Below are 16192 nucleotides of genomic sequence, written 5' to 3'. Positions count from 1 at the left end.
GCAGTTCACTTCCACATTGAAATTTCGGGTTATACGACTTCATAACGATCAAGGATCGCATCCACCTGTCTGCGAGACAGTGCTTTCTCAATTTCGGGTGGGAGCCAGTTTGGTCTTTGCTGCGATGGAAGAGCCACTTGATTCTCCAGCCAGCGATGAACCTGGGTAACCACGTTTCGGCGCGGTAACCCTTTATCTAGAAGGTCGCGTGCATGTTGCACAATGGCCGCGTCGCGGACTGAGATTTCTTCTTTACGGTCCATGCCGCTCAGAATGCCGCCCTTCCGTTTTGTTGCGCTTTTCATGGCTGCGGTTGCGAGCTCGGTTATGTCATTGTCGTAAACCGAAAGCAGAGATGTGATGACCTCTAGGTGTGCGACATAGTTGTCCAGTGCCTCAATGCGTTCGTAAGGGCTCACTCCTGCCACAACGGCGGTTTCGAACTCCTCCCACGGCAGCTCAAGAATTCTCCAATTCGTAGATACGGCGCCCTCTGCGGTCGTTTGCATCCAGTCGTTGAGTGATTCAATTGCTTTGATCGCACAAGCGATTGCGTAGGCAGCATAAGCTTCCACATCTGATGCTGACTCGCAGCAAGTGAAGTTACGAATGCAATCAGCCAGGCGTGTTACGGGTGGAGTCGATGCAAACTGGAAAATTGATTCTTCGTTTCTGATCGTCTCGATACAAAGCAACTTCAAATCATCGGTTGCGTCGCTTACCACGAGTCGAGAGGTGCATTGATCGAGTATTCGGCACGCGTCCTGTATCTGCTCTCCGCAATGGGCATAGAGGGGCAGGACAGATAGGTACTCGATCAACTTGGCTGTGGGTTGTACGCCTGCCGTGAGATCAATGCCATCAATTAAATTCAAATGAGTCTCCGTTTTTCGAACGACTAGCATCTACCCCTAGCCCCTAGCCCCTAGCCCCGAGCACAAGTCCAGCGAAACCTTGGCGAGCAGCTACCTGCAGGTCAGTAAATGCGTTTCGAGCGTTACACTATTTGAGTGCGTTACACGTTGTAGATCTGGTGTGTGCGCTGAGTGTAACGGCTAAATAGTCCTTTATTTTCAATGGCTTGATTGATTTTGTTACACGAGTAACACGCGTAACACGGCTTTTGAGAGGGGGTATGAGTTGGCAGGGTTAGATTACCTTACCAAAGTTACCCTGCACCACATTGCCCAGCTCAAGTCCATCCAGATAATCGGCGTACCACTGCATCATTGATGTGCGCTGCTTCAGATAAATCGCCTTGTTATAAACGCCTGCAACGCCTTCTTTAACATGCGATAGCTGCGCCTCGACATGGTTCTCATCAAAGCCGTGCTCGTTGAGTGTGGTACTGGCGATGTGACGAAACCCATGACCCGTCTGCCTGCCTTCATAACCGAGACGGCGTAAAGCCATCAGAAACACGGTATTGCTGCGGGGCTTGGTTCGGTCATTCCGCCCGGGGAAAAGCAGAGGGTATGCCCCGCTCAGCGTATGAAGTTCTTTCAGGGCTTCGATGGCTTGGCGTGACAGCGGGACCAAGTGCTCCCGACGTTTTTTCATGCGCTCGGCAGGGATGGTCCAAAGCTTCTTGTCGAAGTTGAACTCAGACCAAGTGGCTTCTCGTAGCTCTGAGGGGCGCGCCGCCATAAGGGAAAGAAGGCGTAGACCTAAACGAACATCTTTGGCGTGGGGATATGACGATATGGCTCGCAGTAGGGTAGGCAGCTCTTGGGTTGAGACGTGTGCATAGTTTTCAGCCGCACGGGTCTGTAGAAATTTGTGCAGACCTTCGAGTGGGTTATGCACAGCCCTGCCAGTAACGCGGGCCAGATCATAGATCTCTTTGCAAAAGCCACGTACCCGGCTCATCTGTTCCAGGATGCCTTTTTGCTCCATACCGCGCAGAAACTCCATCCACTCAAGAGGGAGGATTTCCGTGTAGATGCGTTTGCCGAAAACAGGGAACACATGAAGCTCCAGGGCTCCGATCACCCGGGTAGCTGTTGCGTCCTCCCAGCTTTTGCGGCGTGCAACAAACCATTCTTGGGCTAAAGCCTCAAAGGTGTTGTTCGCGGCTTCAAGGTCGGCAGCCTTGCGGGCCTTCTTGGTCGCTATCGGGTTTTTGCCTTCAGAGGCGTCACTTCGAAGCTCGGCTGCCTTTTTTCTGGCAAGTGAACCGCCTACCTCTGGATAACCCCCGAGCCCCAGCCAACTCCATTTGCCCGCCGGGGTCTTGTAGCGTAATTGCCAAGACTTTTGGCCGTCAGGCTTCACGCGAAAGTACAGGCCACTACCATCGTGTTCTCGGTACTCCTTGGTGTCAGGTTCCAGGCCAAGCAACGTGGTATCAGACAAAGGGCGGCGCTTGATATCGGCACGCTTCATTGGTGTGTATCCCTTTGGTTCAAAATTAGAACAAGGATACACAGGGGGATACACGGCGGGAAGGTATAGGGGGAGACAGGGATGGATAGCCAGAAACAAGAAAGCCCGCACGGGGCGGGCTTCTTGGGTGTTTCGCAGACTGTCTGAGACAGGTCTGGACAGCTATTTGGTGGAGCCGGGGGGATTTGAACCCCCGTCCGCCAGTACTCCGCTGTCGGTACTACATGCTTAGCCGTATCTATTAAGTTAACCCTCAGCGACCCGAAGGGCAGGGTGCTTTGGGCGAGTTGTGTAAGTTTTAGCCGATTCGTCCACAACGTACTGCACGGCGATCCTGTTCTATATGACAATCACTTCAGGTTTACAGGCATCCCCTAGTGATTGCTGGACCCGAAGGTACCAGGAGGATGGCTAAGGCAGCTTACGCTGCGAGAGCTTGACCCTCGTAGGTTTCGTCATTGGCAACTATAAGTAGTTGCAACAGTGGATTTACGAGTTCTGTTACCAACTCGGCATGCACCTAGAGTTTCGCAACCGGCGTCGAATCCTAAACGGCCCCGATGCTTGCTGTGTGTAACCAGCAAGCTTGCGGAGTCTACGCCTTTCTGGCGCAGAAGGCCAACCTAAAGGGGCTACTCACCACCTTTGTTGTTATCGGCAATATCCTGAAGCGTCTGGGTCGTCAGTGAAATGCAGTTATCGAGGCCTTCTTTCGTGCCTTTGGCTTGCTCGGCCTTGGCATCAGCGACTCGGCTATCGATGCTGTCTTGTAAATCTGAGCTCATTTCTCCGGAGCTGACCACAGCGTCCTTGATTTTCTGCAGGTTGATTTGGCAAAGGTCTTCTGCCGCAAACACCGGTGAGGCCAACATCACAGCGGAAATAAACAAACCAGCAAGAGCGGTACGCTTCATGGGGAAAACTCCTTGTGCTCATGATAGGCCCGGTGGCTCCAGGCTCGGTTTTATGCCCCAAACATTGGGGCCTTAAGCCAATTGACTATAGCCATGCTCAGGAGTTTTGCTTGTGGCAGGCTATTAATTTCAGGTTTTTTTTGCGCTCGAACACAGGGATTGATGCTGATCACTTTTGGTGAGGTCAGGCCGGATTTTGTAGCCGCTGCCTCGCTCCCTCTCGGCAGCGGCTACAGAGTTATAGCGTACTGGAGGTTGTCACCCGATCCACCAGATACACCAGGCCGTGGTAGTCAATCCCGCCATGTTGGCTCAGGCCAATTTCACACGTTCGGCTGGTCGATATTCCTTCGCTGCAATGCTGGACCGCGTCTTTCAAGGTGCGCAGCGAGTGGGCATTCAGCTCGGGGGTGGTAAAGCCTTTGTCGCCTGCAAAACCGCAGCAGTGAATGCCTTCCGGGATGACGACTTCGGTGCTGCACAGGCGGGCGATATCGATCAGCGCCTGGCTTTCGCCCAAGTGCTGGGTGCTGCAGGTGACATGCACGGCTATCGGCGCGGTTTGTGGGGTGAATTTCAACTTATCCACAAGGTGGGTGCGGATGAACCGTACCGGGTCGTACAGGTCGAGGCGGCTTTCGCCCAGGTCCTGCACCAGGCGCAAGGTACACGGGCTGGTGTCGCAGTAGATCGGGTCAAGCCCGCCACGGCTGGCATGCAGCAATGCGCTGATCAGTTCCTGGCGCTTGTGTTCGGCCTGTTCGCTGTAGCCCTTGGAGGCAAACGGCTGGCCGCAGCACAGGCTGTCCATATTGTCGGGGAACACGACCTGATAACCGGCTTTTTCCAGCAGCCCGCGGGTTTTATCCAGCAGTGACATTTGTTCTTGGTCACCTGCCGCAGGGCCCATGACCCGCGATACGCAGGCCGCCAGATAGACCACCCGTGGTCGGGCATCCGTGAGGGGTGCGGTGAAGCGAATCGCCCGCTCCGGCTGGGGCATGGCGTTTGTCCACAGCGGGACGCGGCCCTTGCTGGCTCTGGTCAGTGCAGACGAGATTTTTGCCATGCGCGGCGCGCCCAGTAGCATGCGCGCGCCATTGGCCACATGCAGGGTGAAGCGTGCACCTTGCAGCGTGGTTGCAAAATGATTGCCCAGCCAGTCGGCGGTTTTCACGCTGTGAGCGCTGCGGGCACGCAGTTTTTTCACCAGTTCGCCGGTATTGATGCCAACCGGGCAGCGTTGCGCGCACAAGCCGGTTGCCGCGCAGGTATCGATGCCTTGATAGGCGTAGGCTTTTTCCAGTTCAGTGGTGTCGATAGCGGCGCTTTTTTTGGCCTGAATATCGCGCCAGATCACAATCCGCTGGCGCGGGCTGAGGGTCAGCCCTTTGGACGGGCACACGGGTTCGCAGAAGCCGCACTCGATGCACTTATCCACAATCTCGTCAGCGGCTGGCATCGGTTTCAGGTGTTTGAGGTGGATATGCGGGTCTTCGCTGAGTACCACGTCGGGGTTGAGAATGCCCTGTGGGTCGAGCAAACGTTTGAGTGTCCACATCAGTTGGTAGGCGTCGCTGCCCCATTCCAGTTCGACAAAGGGCGCCATATTGCGCCCGGTGCCGTGTTCGGCCTTGAGCGAGCCGCCGAACTCCACGGCCACCAGTTGTGCGACGTCATCCATAAAGGCTTGGTAGCGCGCAACTTCTTCGGGGTTGTTGAAGCCCTGGGTGAAGACGAAGTGCAGGTTGCCCTCCAGCGCGTGGCCGAACAGGATCGCCTCGTCGTAGTGGTGCTTGTCAAACAGCTCGATCAGGCGGTTGACGCCGATGGCCAGTTGTTCGACCGGGAACGTCACGTCTTCGATGATCACCGTGGTGCCGGTTTTGCGTACCGCGCCAACGGCGGGGAAGGTGTCTTTACGGATCGCCCACAGCTTGGCGTTTTCTTTTGGGTCTTCGGTGAAATCGATTTGTTTCTCGACCGCAAAAGCCGACAGCGAGGCCATGATTTGCGCCAGTTGCTCGTGCAGCAAGGTTTGGGACGCGGCGCGAGATTCGATCAGCAGAGCGCAGGCATTGGCCGACAGTTGTTGTACGAAAGCTGGCATGCCGGGTTTGTCCTGTACCGAGCGCAGGCTGCGGCGGTCCAGCAGTTCTACAGCGGAAACAGGCTGGCTTTTGAGCACGGTTACGGCGTTACAGCAGGTTTCAACATCCGGGAACACGATCAGCGCCGAGGCTTTGTTCGGATGGTCGATCACGGTGTCGTAGGTTACTGCGCTGATAAAGCCCAAAATACCTTCGCTGCCCACCAGCAAGTGGCTGAGGATATCCAGCGGGTCGTCGAAATCCACCAAGGCGTTAAGCGACAGGCCGGTAGTGTTTTTCAGTCGGTATTTGTGGCGAATTCGGGCAGCCAATTCGGTATTGGCGCGGGTCTCGCGGGCCAATGTCGCCAGTTGTTCGAGTAATGTGCCGTGGCTTTGACGAAAGGCAGCAATATTGGCTGCGTCTTCGGTGTCGACCCGGGTGCCATCGGCCAGCACTACGCGTAGGCCTGCCAAGGTGTGGTAAGTGTTTTGCGCGGTGCCGCAGCACATGCCGCTGGCGTTATTGGCGACAATGCCGCCAATTTTGCAGGCGTTGATCGATGCCGGGTCGGGGCCGATCTTGCGTCCGTACGGGGCCAGCCAAGCGTTGGCCTGAGCGCCGATTACGCCGGGTTGCAGGCGGATCTGCATGCCCTGGCCGCGTATTTCCTTAGCATTCCAGTTATCACCCAGTACGATCAGTACCGAGTCGCTGATGGCTTGGCCAGACAGACTGGTGCCCGCTGCGCGGAAGGTCACCGACACTTGATCGCGACGGGCCAGGCGCAGCAGTTCGACCACTTCGTCTTCGGACTCAACGCGAATCACCAGCTTGGGAATCAGCCGATAAAAGCTCGCGTCAGTGCCAAAGGCCAGGGTTGATAGCGGGTCGCTGAAGCGACGGTCTTGCGGGATCAGCCGTTGGGCATCTTGCACAAAGGCGGCGGGCAGACTCATGCGTCCTCCAGAATCAGCACGATCAGGTCTTTCGGACCGTGGGCGCCGTAGGCGAGGATTTGTTCGATATCGGCGGTTTTCGACGGGCCGGACACCAGCAATGCGTTGGTCGGCATACCCGCCGCCCAGTTCATCTCACGCTGTACTTGATAGAAGTTATCGCGGATTTCGCTGGCCTTGAGCAGGGCGAAATGCACCGGTGGTACCAGGCTCATGAGGCGTGGCTCTTCCGGTGTCGGCCACATGATCAGGCTACCGGTGGCAGCAATCGCGCCCAAGGTGGTGGTCAGGCTGGCCGGGGTGTCGTTGAACAGCTCGGTTTTCCATTCTTCTACCGGGCGGTCGTAGGCCTTGAGTGCTGGTAGCGCAGGGTTTTGTGCCCAGTGGTCGGTCACTTTTTGCCCGTGGGGTGTAGTTGGCGCGATCAGCAGGCTTGGCAGTTGACGGTCGGTGACCAATTGCGCCAGCAGCGCGGGCCAGTCTTGCTCGGTGCTGAGGTGGATTTCGGTGTGTACGGCTTCCATCAACTTACGCAGTTGCGGGATGCGTTGCTCCGGGGCGTAGGTCCATGGCTCTGTCACCAGCACTTCATCGAAGTTGTCAGGCACGGGCGTGGTGCCAGTAAGGCTTTTGCGCAGTTTGTTGAGGATGTTTTGCTTAGCGCTCATTACTGGTCTCCCGACTTTTTCGCCAAATGCTCGCGGGCCATATCGTGCAGCGAACGGGCAGCGGGTTTGGGGGCGCTGTGGTTTTGTGTCCACGGGCCGACATTGTTCGGCGTGAGCCCGCGCAGGCGGGTCGCGGCCTTGAGGAAAACGCGGTATAGGGCAGGGGAGCTGTTGAGCTTGGCCCACATGTTCCAGATCAGGCGTTCCTTGCGTGAGTACTTGCTGCCCTGACCGCGCATGATGCGGGGCGAGGTGCCGGGGGCTTTGACGTTCTCTTCGCGCAAGCGCCGCAGCAGGGCCGGGATCGGAATTTTTACCGGGCACACTTCGCCACAGGCGCCGCACAGTGACGAGGCGCTCGGGTGGTCCGGGACTTTGGCCAGACCGACCATGTGCGGTGTGATGATTGCGCCAATCGGACCCGGATACACCTCGCCGTAGGCGTGACCGCCAATGCGGGTGTAAACCGGACAGTGGTTCATGCAGGCACCGCAGCGAATGCAGTTCAGAGTCTGGCGCAGTTCGCTGTCGGCAAATGCCTGGCTGCGGCCGTTATCGAGCAACACCAGATGCACTTCTTCAGGGCCGTCCAGCTCGCCGGGCTTGCGTGGGCCGGAGATCATGTTGACGTAGGTGGTAATTGGCTGACCAAGGGCCGAGCGGGTCAGCAACGACACCAGCGGTACAACGTCACGCAGGTTTTCGACGACTTTCTCGATGCCGGTGACGGCAATATGCACAGGCGGCACGGTGGTCGACATACGGCCGTTGCCTTCGTTTTCTACCAGCAACAGGGTGCCGGTTTCGGCAACGGCGAAGTTGACCCCGGAGACGCCGATATCGGCTTCAAAGAATTTTTGTCGCAATACGCGACGGCCGATCTGGATCAGTTGGTCGACGTCCTTGGTGTATTCAACGCCGAGTTTTTCGTGAAACAGGTCGGCAACTTGCCCTGCGTTCTTGTGGATCGCGGGCATGATGATGTGGGACGGTTTTTCATTGTCGAGCTGAACGATGTACTCGCCCATGTCGGACTCAAGGCATTCAATGCCCTGGGCGCCAAGCACGTGGTTCATCTCCATCTCTTCACTGACCATCGACTTGCCTTTGATCACCTGTTTGGCGGCGCGGTGGCGAGCAATGGATATAACGATTTCGTTGGCTTCGTCGACGGTTTCAGCCCAGTGCACCTGCACGCCGTTGCGGGTCAGGTTGGCTTCCAGTCGTTCCAGCAGGTCGGGCAGTTTGGACAGTGCGCGGGCGCGGATCGCGTTGCCGAGGGCGCGCAAGTGTTCGCGCTCATGGGCGTCGCTGAAGGCCACGGCGCGTTTGGTCATTAGCGAATCCATGGCGCTGCGGAAGTTGTTTCGCAGTTGCACATCACCCAGGGCTTCGTGGGCGCGCTCGCGGAAGTCTTCTTCCACGGTGACGGTAGGGATCAGCGTGCTTGCGTTCATTGTTCACCTCCGGTGCGCTGCCACAGAAAACTGGCCAGATGCTGGCCGCGTAGAGCTTGTTTCTGCTTTTCCAGCGAGCCGTTGATGTTCATCAGGCAGCCGCAGTCGGCGGTGAGTACTTGGTGCGCGCCGGTATCAATCAGCGAACGGGTTTTGTCCGCGACCATTGCGCCGGAAATGTCCGGCATACGGACGCTGAATGTCCCACCAAAACCGCAGCATTCACTTTCGTGGCTGTGGTCGATGCGTACCACATTGCTCAGTTGCGCGAGCATTTCGCGGCCGTGCAGGTGGGTATTCATTTCGCGGCGTGCGGAGCATGAGGTGTGCAATGCGACCTTGACCGGGGCGCCGTGGTCCTTGAATTGGACCTTGCATACAAACAGCAAAAACTCGGTCAGCTCGAAGGTGCGCTCGGCCAAGGCGTGGGCCTTTTTCAGGCTCTCGGGCTCGTCCTTGAACAGGTCTTCGTAGTGTTCGCGCAGCATGCCGGCGCAGGAGCCGGACGGTACGACCACCGGGTAGTCTTCAGCAAACAGGGCAAGCTGTGAACGTGCGACTTCTCGCGCCTGATCGGTGTAACCCGAGGTGTAGGCCGGTTGTCCGCAGCAGCTTTGACCTTGCGGGTAATCGACGTCGATGCCTTCGCGCTCGATCAGGTGAATAGCGTCCATCCCTGCTTCGGGGAAGAACAGGTCGACTACGCAGGTGCCGAACAGGTAGACCTTGCGCGGCTTGTGCGCAGGGTACTGGCGGGGAGTCGGGAGGGGCGGGGCGACGCGGGTCGCATTTGGCACGGCATTATAGAAAAGCTCGCTCATCAGGCGTCTCCGGGTGGTCCCGGTTATGTGTCCACCGAGGTGGACCGGGTAGTGAATTATTGACGCCGGGGTAGTACCCCGGCGCCATTAATGTGCTGTAACCATAGCGCGTATTAGTGCACCAGCATGCCAGTGAACCAGTACGCCTGAGCCAGTGTGATCAGGCCGACGATGGTGGCGAAGAACAGGCTGTGCTTGAGGGTGAAGCGGAACAAGTCGGATTCTTTACCCACCAGACCGGTTGCCGCACAGGCCACGGCGATCGATTGTGGTGAAATCATTTTGCCGGTCACGCCGCCGCTGGTGTTGGCCGCCACCATGAGTACGTCGCTGACGCCAATTTGGTGTGCCGTGGTGGCTTGCAGCGAGCTGAACAGGGCGTTGGAAGAGGTGTCGGAACCGGTCAGGAACACGCCCAGCCAGCCGAGGAACGGCGAGAAGAACGGGAATGCTGCGCCTGTGCCTGCCAGTACCAGAGCCATGGTGGAAGACATGCCCGAGTAGTTGGTGACGAAGGCGAACGCCAGCACCATACCGATGGACAGGATCGGCCAGCGCAGTTCGAAAAAGGTATCTTTTAAAGTGGTCAGACCAGTTTTGATGTTGATTTTCAGGATCAGCATCGAAATCAGCGCGGAGAAGAAAATCGCGGTGCCGGTGGCCGAAATCGGATCAAGCTTGAATACGGCAGCAATGGCGGTCGGGGCATTGACGATCGGTGCAGTCTTGATCACCAGTTGATCCAGGTGCGGGATCGCGAAGTTGAATACCCAGCCGTACATCGAGCCACTGGCGGAGAACATGGCCTTGAACGGTTTGAGGGTCCAGATGGTGACCAGTACGGTCAGGATCAGGAACGGTGACCAGGCTTTCAAGATCTGCAGCAGGCTGTAAGGCGACGCCATCAGGTTGGTCGGCTTGCCGAAACCACCTGCGCTTGCGGTGACGATTACGTCAGAGGTAACACCTGCGATCTGCGCACCAGCGGTACGTTTTGGCTGCCAGACTTTAAGGAACAGAGTCAGGCTGATCAGGCTGGCCAGCGCCGAGGTGATGTCTGGCAGCTCCGGGCCAATGTAGTTCGAGGTGAAGTACTGAGTGATGGCGAAGCTCAGCCCAGCGACCAGTGCCGCAGGCCAGGTTTCGCGAACGCCGCGCAGGCCGTCCATCATGAACACCAGCCAGAACGGTACGAACAGCGACAGCAGGGGCAACTGGCGGCCCGCCATGGCGCCGATCTTGAATGAGTCGATACCGGTCACTTGGCCGGCCACGATGATCGGGATGCCGAGTGCGCCGAATGCAACCGGGGCGGTGTTGGCGATCAGGCACAGGCCTGCCGCGTAGAGTGGGTTGAAACCCAGGCCTACGAGCAACGCGGCAGTAATCGCTACCGGTGCACCGAAACCGGCTGCACCTTCAAGGAATGCACCGAAGCAGAAGCCGATCAGCAGTACTTGCAGGCGCTGGTCGTCGGTGATCGACAGTACCGAGCTGCGGATGATTTCGAACTGGCCGCTCTTGACGGTCAGTTTGTAGAGGAACACCGCGGCAACGATGATCCAGGCAATCGGCCACAGGCCGTAGGCAAAGCCGTAGCCCGCTGCTGCGAAGGCCATGTCGACAGGCATCTGGAAGGCAAAGATGGCTACCAGAATCGACAGTCCAAGGGTAATGCTGCCAGCGACGTGACCTTTGAGGCGGAACACGGCCAAGGCCAGGAAGAAGAATACGATTGGGATTACGGCCGCGAGAGCGGACAGGCCGAGGCTGCCGAGCGGACTGTAGAGCTGTTGCCAGGTTTGCATATGGGGTGGCCCCTAATTGTTATTGGTCGATGCTGTCGATTGCTCTTGGTAAATTGGTATTACCAATTTACAATCGCTGTTGGCTAGGTTAAAAGCCTTATGTGGCATGTGTCAATTTGCCGCCTCTAAATCTTTCGTCGAGGTGTTCGTTGTCGGAGCATCTGATGGGGTTTCAAGCGGTGTTTCTGATGGGTGTATGAGTTGCGCCAATCGGCGAGAATAGCGGCCCCCGGCGCGTGGTCGGGAGGGTGGAGAGCAGTTATGGGGTTTGATCAGATCCGTCAGCGCCGTTTGTCGGACGACATTGTCGAGCAACTTGAAGGGATGATCCTTGAGGGCACGTTGAAGTCGGGTGAGCGCTTGCCCGCGGAGCGTGCACTGGCCGAGCAGTTTGGTGTATCACGCCCGTCGTTGCGTGAGGCGATCCAGAAATTGTCGGCCAAGGGCTTGCTGGTCAGTCGCCAGGGCGGAGGCAATTACGTGGCGGCATCGCTGGGTTCGACGTTCAGTGACCCCTTGCTGCAGTTGCTCGAAAGCAACCCCGAGGCACAGCGCGACTTGCTTGAGTTTCGTCACACCCTTGAGGCCTCGTGCGCTTTTTACGCGGCATCGCGGGCCACCGAGATGGATCGCGAGCGGCTGCGGCTAGCCTTTGAGCGGCTACAGGATTGCTATGCGCGGGTTGATGAGGTCAGTCGCGCCGAAGAGGGGGAGGCGGATGCGAACTTCCACTTGGCTATCGCTGAAGCGAGTCATAACGCCGTGTTGTTGCACACGATTCGCGGGTTATTCGACCTGCTCAAGCGCAACGTGGTGACCAATATCGGTGGCATGTACAAGCAGCGCAGCGAAACGCGCGACATGCTGATCAGTCAGCATCGCGAGTTGTATCTGGCGATTATTGAGGGGCGGGCGGAGGATGCTCGCGAAGTGGCGAGCCGACATCTGGTGTATGTGCAGGAAGTGCTGGAAGAGGTGCGCCAAGAGGTGCAGCGCGTGGCACGGGCTGAGCGGCGCAATGGGTTGTGATTATTTTTTGTAGCCGCTGCCGCAGGCTGCGATAAACCTCGAAGAGGTTTTCGGGCATCGCAAATTGCGGCTGCTGCGCGGCCGATCGCGGCCTGCGGCAGCGGCTACAAGACCATCGGGCTTGGTCTAGTCTTCCTTGCCCTTGTTGCGCACCGCTCGCTGCAGCTCTCGATCGGAATCGCGCTCGCGCTCGGTATGACGCTTGTCGTATTCCTTCTTCCCTTTACCGAGGGCAATTTCGCACTTGATCAAGTGCTTGCTCCAGTAAATCGAGAGGCACACGCAGGCGTAACCCTTCTGCTGCACCGCTGAAAACAGCTTTTCCAGCTCGCGCTGGTTAAGCAGCAGCTTGCGGGTGCGCGTAGGGTCGGCAATAACGTGGGTGCTGGCAGTCGTCAGAGGCGCAATATGGCTGCCGAGCAACCATGCTTCACCATCCTTGAGCAGCACGTAGCTGTCGACCAGCTGTGCCTTGCCTGCACGCAGACTTTTTACTTCCCAGCCGGCCAGGACCAGACCAGCCTCGAACCGATGTTCGATGAAGTAATCGTGTCGCGCTTTTTTATTCTGCGCGATGGTCCCTGTAGGGTGTTTCTTCTGTTTAGCCATAGGGGCGGCATTATAGGCAGTTGCGAGCGTGTCGGCTACGGGCACCTGCGTGCTTGAGCACCTAGGTTGATTCCCGGACAATGCGCCCTCTTTTTTTAGTGGTTGGGCGTAGTAACGATGTCGACAGACAAGGTTTCTGTCCACGGCAGTTGGGCAAGCCGTTGGGTCTTTATTCTCGCTGCGACCGGTTCTGCCGTGGGTTTGGGCAGTATCTGGAAATTCCCTTACATGGTTGGCGTCTATGGCGGCGGCGCTTTTGTGTTGGTGTTTCTGGCCTGTATCGCGCTGATCGGTGTGCCGGTGATGCTGGCTGAAACCCTGATCGGGCGGCGTGCGCGGCTCAGTCCGGCGAATGCCTTGAAGGTGTTGGCGGTTGAGGCGGGGCATTCGGGGCGTTGGTCGTGGGGAGCTTTTGCCGGGATGATCACGGCGCTGCTGATTTTGTCTTTCTATAGCGTGGTGGGCGGTTGGTCGCTGGATTACATCATCAATATGGGCAAGGGCGATTTTCAGGGGGCGACTGCCGATCAGGTCGGTGCGTACTTTGGGGGTGTGATTTCCAATCCCTGGCGCCTCACGTTTTGGCACACGGCATTTATGTTGCTGTCTGCTTATGTGATTGCCAAGGGCGTGGTTGCAGGGCTTGAGCGCAGCCTGCGGATCATGATGCCCATTCTATTTGTGCTGCTGTTGGTGTTGCTGGGTTACAGCATGACCACCGGGCACTTTATGGAAGGCGTGCATTTCATGTTCGACTTTAACCCCGACCGCGTGCTTGACGGCTTGCTGGCAGCGATGGGCCATGCGTTCTTTTCGCTGAGCGTTGGCGTGGGTTCGATCATGATCTACGGCGCGTATATGCCCAAGAATGCATCGATCTCCGGAACGGTAGTCGGCGTGGCGTTGATCGACACTTTTGTCTCATTGCTCGCCGGGCTGGCATTGTTTCCAATTGTCTTTGCGTCGGGGCTAAACCCCAGTGAAGGGCCGGGTTTGATGTTTGTGACCTTGCCATTTGCGTTCGGCAATGTGGCATTCGGCCAGTTGATGGGCGTGGTGTTTTTCGTTCTGGTAGCGGTGGCGGCCTGGAGTTCGGCCATTTCGTTGCTTGAACCGATGGTGGCGTATCTGGTGGAACGGACCAAAGTGCGACGGTTGTGGGTCACGTTCTGGCTGGCGTTTAGCTGCTGGTTTGTTGGCCTGGGCACGGTGTTTTCGTTCAATATCTGGAAGCAGGCCAAATTTTTCGTGAGTGAAGAGTCGGGTTTTCATCTCTATCAGTGGGGTGCGGCTAGTGGCCTGGACTTCTTTGGTGTCGTCGATTTCTTCACCTCGCGTATCATGTTGCCTTTGGGTGGCCTGTGCTTTGTGGTCTTTGCAGGCTGGATCATGGGGCGCGGTGCGGTTCGTGACGAGTTGTCGATGCGTAGCCCGATGTTGTTCGCCCTGACTCTTTTTTTGATGCGCTATGTGGCGCCACTCGGCATTCTGATTGTGTTTGCCGCCCAGCTGTGGAAGTAACGCTGACATGACTACCCATATCCAACGCTCCGCCTTGTTGCCTTATCCAGCCCAGGCGCTTTATGACCTGGTGAATGATGTTGCGCATTACCCGGAATTTTTGCCGTGGTGCTCATCTGCCCAAATCCTGGAAAGCACTGAGGTGCTGATGCGTGCCAGCCTGGGCGTGGCCAAAGGTGGCTTGAGCCAGCACTTTGTAACGCGCAATACGCTGGTGCCGGGGCAATCCATTGAAATGAACCTTGAAGAAGGGCCATTTACCAAGCTGCACGGTCTATGGGTGTTCAAGCCACTCGGTGAGAAGGCTTGCAAGATCAGCCTGGACATGACGTTTGATTACGCCGGTGCCATTGTCAAAGCGACCTTGGGCCCCTTGTTCAATCAGGCGGCCAATACGCTGGTGGATGCATTCTGCCAGCGCGCCAAACAATTGTATGGCTGAGCCTGTGATTGAGGTTGAAGTGGTTTATGCCGCAGTCGATCGCCAGTGCCTGCTGACCGTGGTTGTGCCGCAAGGCACGACTGTGCGCGCGGCGGTATTGGCATCGGGTATGGGGCGGGAGTTCCCCGAGCTGGACCTGGCGAGTTGTCCGGTGGGGATTTTCGGCAAGCAGGTGGCTGATCCTGAAACTCGGCTATTGCAGGCGGGTGACCGGATCGAGATGTATCGCCCGTTGCTGGCTGACCCTAAAGAGATTCGACGCCAGCGTGCGGCTAAAGCGGCAGAGGCCAAACGACTGAGTCAGCTCTGATTGCTATATTGCAGACAACAAAAAGCCCGGCATGCCGGGCTTTTTTGTGCCGAACGCTTATTGTTCGGTGGTATCCAGAGGCTGTGGCGTAGGAACCGGTACGGCTTCAACGCCGTCTACGTCCTTCTGGATCTGGTCAAGCAACGAACCAGGTTTGGCTGGTACATCACTCTTCTCGACTGGGGCTTGAGTTGCCGGTTCGGTCACGTTTGTGCCGCCGGTTTTGCCGAGAATGGCTTCGTCGCGGCTTACACCAGGCTTGAAATCGCCTGACAAGCTAACGAGCTGGTCGTTTTGGTTGAAGAACACGCTGACGCGTTCCTGTTGGCGTTCACCGCCACCGGGCTGCAGGCTATACAGGTAATCCCAGCGATCAGGGTGGAATGTATCAGTCAGCAGGGCGTTGCCCATGATAAACCGCACTTGCCGACGGGTCATTCCCGGGCGTAACTGGTTTATCATGTCCTGCGTGACGACATTGCCCTGTTGGATGTCGATTTTGTAAACCCCGGGGAATGAACAACCGGCGAGTGCGAGCAGTCCCACAAAGGTGAAACTGGTTAGCAAGAGCTTGGTGTTTTGCATCGGTGGGCGACTTCCACTATCTTGGCTGGGACAACGTAAACGCCGATCATACCCGTATTAAGAGAAGCTGCGAAGCGGCTTCCGCGAGAAAGCTAACCATGGTTGAAAATAGCGAACTACGTAAGGCCGGACTTAAGGTGACTCTGCCACGAGTCAAAATTCTACAGATGCTTGACTCTGCAGAGCAGCGTCACATGAGCGCCGAGGATGTTTACAAGGCACTTATGCAAGCTGGCGAAGACGTCGGTCTGGCCACGGTTTACCGTGTACTGACCCAGTTTGAGTCAGCGGGGCTGGTGATTCGCCATAATTTCGATGGCGGTCATGCGGTCTTTGAATTGGCTGATGCCGATGGCGGCCACCACGACCATATGGTCAACGTGGACAGCGGTGAAGTGATCGAGTTTTTCGACGAAGACATCGAAAAACTGCAGCACGCCATTGCAGCCAAGCACGGTGTTGAGTTGGTGGATCACAACTTGGTGCTGTACGTGCGCAAGAAGTCCAAGTAAGCATGTCACGCGAATTACGGTTCGCGAAACGATCGAAGGCGGCCCAAGGGCCGCCTTCGTGCTTTCTGATGTCGGTCTTTTT

The 16192-nt window shown here is 57.1% G+C and carries 15 protein-coding genes and 1 other RNA gene; 5 read left to right on the top strand and 11 right to left on the bottom strand.

From position 1 onward, the window contains the following. Positions 1–29 precede the first annotated feature (29 nt). From V6L79_RS24220 to V6L79_RS24180, 9 genes are all read right to left on the bottom strand, one after another. Positions 30–875, bottom strand: a complete 846-nt coding sequence (locus V6L79_RS24220) for a hypothetical protein (protein WP_338579603.1) — start codon at positions 873–875, stop codon at positions 30–32. A 274-nt stretch (positions 876–1149) separates the two neighbouring features. Continuing rightward, entirely contained in the window at positions 1150–2385 is a 1236-nt protein-coding gene (locus V6L79_RS24215) for a tyrosine-type recombinase/integrase (protein ID WP_338579602.1), read from the bottom strand. A gap of 167 nt (positions 2386–2552) precedes the next feature. Beyond that, positions 2553–2944, bottom strand: a transfer-messenger RNA (tmRNA) gene (gene ssrA, locus V6L79_RS24210). A 73-nt stretch (positions 2945–3017) separates the two neighbouring features. Further along, positions 3018–3299 (bottom strand): hypothetical protein, encoded by a 282-nt coding sequence (locus tag V6L79_RS24205; RefSeq protein WP_321834595.1) that lies wholly within the window; start codon positions 3297–3299, stop codon positions 3018–3020. A gap of 238 nt (positions 3300–3537) precedes the next feature. Further along, positions 3538–6348 (bottom strand): FAD-binding and (Fe-S)-binding domain-containing protein, encoded by a 2811-nt coding sequence (locus V6L79_RS24200; protein WP_338579601.1) that lies wholly within the window; start codon positions 6346–6348, stop codon positions 3538–3540. Then, a complete protein-coding gene (locus tag V6L79_RS24195) occupies positions 6345–7016 on the bottom strand; it encodes a lactate utilization protein (RefSeq protein WP_261739756.1) in 672 nt (223 codons plus the stop codon). The genes V6L79_RS24200 and V6L79_RS24195 overlap by 4 nt, the downstream gene beginning before the upstream one ends. Next, positions 7016–8473 carry a LutB/LldF family L-lactate oxidation iron-sulfur protein gene (locus V6L79_RS24190; protein ID WP_338579600.1) on the bottom strand — a complete coding sequence of 486 codons (1458 nt, stop codon included), beginning with the start codon at positions 8471–8473 and terminating at the stop codon, positions 7016–7018. Before V6L79_RS24190 ends, V6L79_RS24195 begins: the two co-directional genes overlap by 1 nt. Further along, positions 8470–9294 (bottom strand): (Fe-S)-binding protein, encoded by an 825-nt coding sequence (locus tag V6L79_RS24185; RefSeq protein WP_338579599.1) that lies wholly within the window; start codon positions 9292–9294, stop codon positions 8470–8472. Before V6L79_RS24185 ends, V6L79_RS24190 begins: the two co-directional genes overlap by 4 nt. Before the next feature lie 113 nt (positions 9295–9407). Beyond that, positions 9408–11102 carry a lactate permease LctP family transporter gene (locus V6L79_RS24180; RefSeq protein ID WP_338579598.1) on the bottom strand — a complete coding sequence of 565 codons (1695 nt, stop codon included), beginning with the start codon at positions 11100–11102 and terminating at the stop codon, positions 9408–9410. A 261-nt stretch (positions 11103–11363) separates the two neighbouring features. Between V6L79_RS24180 and V6L79_RS24175 the strand changes: the two genes are divergently transcribed. Continuing rightward, positions 11364–12131 carry a GntR family transcriptional regulator gene (locus V6L79_RS24175; RefSeq protein WP_261739752.1) on the top strand — a complete coding sequence of 256 codons (768 nt, stop codon included), beginning with the start codon at positions 11364–11366 and terminating at the stop codon, positions 12129–12131. 126 nt (positions 12132–12257) lie between these two features. On the opposite strand, the gene smpB is transcribed toward V6L79_RS24175, so the two are convergent. Continuing rightward, on the bottom strand, positions 12258–12740 hold the full coding sequence (gene smpB / locus V6L79_RS24170; RefSeq protein ID WP_261739751.1) for an SsrA-binding protein SmpB: 483 nt from the start codon (positions 12738–12740) through the stop codon (positions 12258–12260). A 117-nt stretch (positions 12741–12857) separates the two neighbouring features. Between smpB and V6L79_RS24165 the strand changes: the two genes are divergently transcribed. Genes V6L79_RS24165 through V6L79_RS24155 form a run of 3 tightly spaced genes read left to right on the top strand, consistent with a single transcriptional unit; the run spans position 12858 to position 15013 of the window. After that, the gene (locus V6L79_RS24165) at positions 12858–14261 is read left to right on the top strand and encodes a sodium-dependent transporter (RefSeq protein ID WP_261739750.1); all 1404 of its coding nucleotides are present in this window, start codon (positions 12858–12860) and stop codon (positions 14259–14261) included. A gap of 7 nt (positions 14262–14268) precedes the next feature. Further along, positions 14269–14703, top strand: coding sequence for a type II toxin-antitoxin system RatA family toxin (locus V6L79_RS24160; protein ID WP_261739749.1), 435 nt, complete (start codon positions 14269–14271; stop codon positions 14701–14703). Further along, positions 14696–15013: an RnfH family protein gene (locus V6L79_RS24155; RefSeq protein ID WP_261739748.1), complete on the top strand. Its 318-nt coding sequence runs from the start codon at positions 14696–14698 to the stop codon at positions 15011–15013. Before V6L79_RS24160 ends, V6L79_RS24155 begins: the two co-directional genes overlap by 8 nt. Positions 15014–15070: 57 nt before the next feature. On the opposite strand, the gene V6L79_RS24150 is transcribed toward V6L79_RS24155, so the two are convergent. After that, complete coding sequence (locus tag V6L79_RS24150; RefSeq protein ID WP_261739747.1) at positions 15071–15598, bottom strand: outer membrane protein assembly factor BamE; 528 nt, start codon at positions 15596–15598, stop codon at positions 15071–15073. 98 nt (positions 15599–15696) lie between these two features. Here V6L79_RS24150 and fur point away from each other — a divergent pair, with 98 nt between their 5' ends. Next, positions 15697–16110, top strand: coding sequence for a ferric iron uptake transcriptional regulator (gene fur / locus V6L79_RS24145; protein ID WP_019825889.1), 414 nt, complete (start codon positions 15697–15699; stop codon positions 16108–16110). Positions 16111–16192: the final 82 nt, after the last annotated feature.

The sequence above is a fragment of the Pseudomonas sp. ML2-2023-6 genome, from assembly GCF_037055265.1.
GTDB classification, from domain to species: domain Bacteria; phylum Pseudomonadota; class Gammaproteobacteria; order Pseudomonadales; family Pseudomonadaceae; genus Aquipseudomonas; species Aquipseudomonas kulmbachensis.
Note: the sequence above shows the minus strand (reverse complement) of the source record. Positions and strands in the feature narration are given on the sequence as shown.